Below are 2,534 nucleotides of genomic sequence, written 5' to 3'. Positions count from 1 at the left end.
ACGGCGATCACGATCGCCCCGGCGTTGATGACCGCGACCGCGTCCTCGCGGAAGGACTCCTGCTCGGGCGTGTACTCTCGCACCGGCCGGATTATTACCCATGGCGGAGACGAGAGGAACCACCGAGCTGCGCAGGGCCGGCGTCGAGCACACGCTCATGCGCTACGCCTACCGCCGCGGCGGCGGAGCCGAGCAGGCCGCCGACGACCTCGGAGTCGAACGGGCGCGGATGTTCAAGAGCCTGGTGGCGCGGGCCGGCGACGACCTTGTGTTCGCGCTCGTCCCGGCGACGTCCGAGCTCTCGCTTAAGAAGCTGGCCGCCGCCGCGGGGGTGAAGCACGCCGAGATGGCCGACCCGCGCGAGGCGGAGCGCGCAACCGGCTACCAGGTCGGCGGCATGAGCCCGCTCGGGTCGCGAAAGCGGCTGCCGGTCTACCTGGACGCGAGCGGCGGCGAGCTCGAGCGCATCTGCCTGAACGCGGGCGGCCGCGGCCAGATCGTCGAGCTGGGCACGCTGGAGCTGGTGGAGCTCGTCGGCGCCCGGCTCGTGGATCTGGCAGCTAGATGACGTGCCTCGGGACGTTGTGATCGGTTGAGTGTCCATCCGGGCCTCCTTCGAGGCTGTGGGTCTGCCAAGGCTCACGACCTGAAGGAGGGGATCCCGGATGGGGTTGCACGGTAACGCGAAGCTCGGACCTGCTGGTCGCCGGGCGATGGTGATGCTGGTCGTTTTGGGCGGCGTGTCGCGTCGGCAGGCGGCTGGTCGGTGCGGGGTGTGCGCGACGACGGTGAAGCGGTGGGTGGATCGGTATGAGGTGGCCGGTGAGTTGGAGCGCGCGTCGGGAGCGTGCTTTGTGGATCGCTCGTCACGTCCGCACTGCTCGCCGCGGCAGGTGCCGGCTGATCAGGCCGAGCGGATTTGCGCGGCCAGGCGTCGTACGGGGTGGGGGCCGCGACTGATCGCGGGTGAGACGGGTCATGCGCATGCGACGGTGTGGCGGGTGCTTCGCCGGGCGGGGCTCTCGCCCCCGCCGCGGGAGCCGCGCGAGCTGGCACGCCGCTACGAGTGGCCGTGTCCGGGAGACTTGCTGCACATCGACACCAAGCGCTTTGCCCGTTTCAGCCGCCCGGGCCACGCCGTCACCGGTGATCGGCATCGAACCGCCAGCGAGAAGCGCATGCGGGTCGGCTATGAGTGGGTGCACAGCCTGGTCGACGATCACTCTCGGATGGCCTACAGCGAGCTGCACCCGGACGAACGCGCCGTCACCGTGACCGGATTTGTCGAGCGCGGCCTGGCCTTCTTCGCCAGCATCGGCGTCACGCCCAAACGCTTGATGTCAGACAACGCCTGGACCTACACCCACAACACGGCACTGGCGCGACTGCTGGCCGCCCACGGCATCCGCCATCTCCGCATCCCGGCCCGCCGACCCCAGGTCAACGGCAAAGTCGAGCGCTACCAGCAAACCCTCAAACGCGAATGGGCGCTCGGACACACCTACCGCACAAGCGACCACCGCGCACACGCGCTGACATACTGGCTACGCCACCACAACGAGCACAGACCCCACAGCGCACTCGACGGACACCCACCCATCAGCCGCGTCCACAACCTATCGAGGCAGGACATCTAGATCGTGAAGGCGACCGACGTCGAGGTGAACTCGGTGGCCGTGGTCGCCGTGACGAGCGCCGTGTAGACGCCGTGCGGGGCGGGCTGGCCGTTGTCCTGCAGCTCCCCCCAGCGCTTGACGACGAGCCCGGCCGGATGGTCGGCGTTGTCGAGCTTCTTCACGATCGTCCCGGCCGCGTTTCTGATGACGATCTTGATCGCGGCGTCCTTGTTCAGGTCGAAGCCGATCGTGACCGTCGGGGAGATCGGCGACACCTGCGCAGTCAGATTCGCGACCGCGAGCACGTTCGGCGTCACCGGGGCGGTCACCGGCGTGCGCACCACGGTGTGCCCGGCCGCGCTGCGCGCCCGCACGGCCACCCGAAGCGTGGAGCCGAGGTCGCTCTGCATGACGACGTAGGTGGAGGCGGTGGAGCCGACGGCGAGCTTGCACGCGAGGCCGAGGGCGTTGCAGCGCTGCCACTGGAAGGTGACGGCGGGCGCCGGGACGCCGGCCCACATGCCGGTCGAGGCCGAGAGCACCTGGCCGACCTGGGCGAAGCCGGACACCACGGGCTGAACGTCGGCCGAGGGTGCGATCCCCATCGTCGGCGCGGGCGTCGCCAGCGCGACCGCCAGATCGGCGCCGACCGAGTTGAACGACTTGGTGCGCGTGAGGAGCGTGAACGGATCGGCGCCCTGGCCCAGGTTCCACCGGGCCCACGAGAGCCCGTAGCGGGTCATGACCGACAGCAGGTGGTGCTGGAAGTCGAGCACGCCGGTGTCGGCCGTCTGCGCGCCCCACTCGCCGATCACCAGCGGGATGCCCAGCGCGCGGGTGCGGATCACCGCGGACTGGAGGTTCTGGACGAGCGCGTCCTCGGTCCCGTGGTAGTCGAGGAAGTTCTGGTTGTGGGTG

At 69.7% G+C, this 2,534-nt stretch carries 3 protein-coding genes; 2 read left to right on the top strand and 1 reads right to left on the bottom strand.

Going from position 1 to position 2,534, the window contains the following annotated elements; genetic code table 11:
• Positions 1 to 100 precede the first annotated feature (100 nt).
• A complete protein-coding gene (locus VH969_RS07580) occupies positions 101 to 568 on the top strand; it encodes an aminoacyl-tRNA deacylase (protein WP_331972591.1) in 468 nt (155 codons plus the stop codon).
• A 97-nt stretch (positions 569 to 665) separates the two neighbouring features.
• Entirely contained in the window at positions 666 to 1,637 is a 972-nt protein-coding gene (locus tag VH969_RS07575; protein ID WP_331972588.1) for an IS481 family transposase, read from the top strand.
• Here the strand turns inward: VH969_RS07575 and VH969_RS07570 are convergent.
• A partial coding sequence (locus VH969_RS07570) for a FlgD immunoglobulin-like domain containing protein (RefSeq protein WP_331972585.1) occupies positions 1,634 to 2,534 on the bottom strand: 901 nt, incomplete at its 5' end. The genes VH969_RS07575 and VH969_RS07570 overlap by 4 nt on opposite strands.

It is taken from the genome of Actinophytocola sp. (genome assembly GCF_036555685.1).
GTDB lineage: Bacteria > Actinomycetota > Actinomycetes > Mycobacteriales > Pseudonocardiaceae > Actinophytocola.
This window is presented reverse-complemented; position numbering and strand designations above follow the sequence as displayed.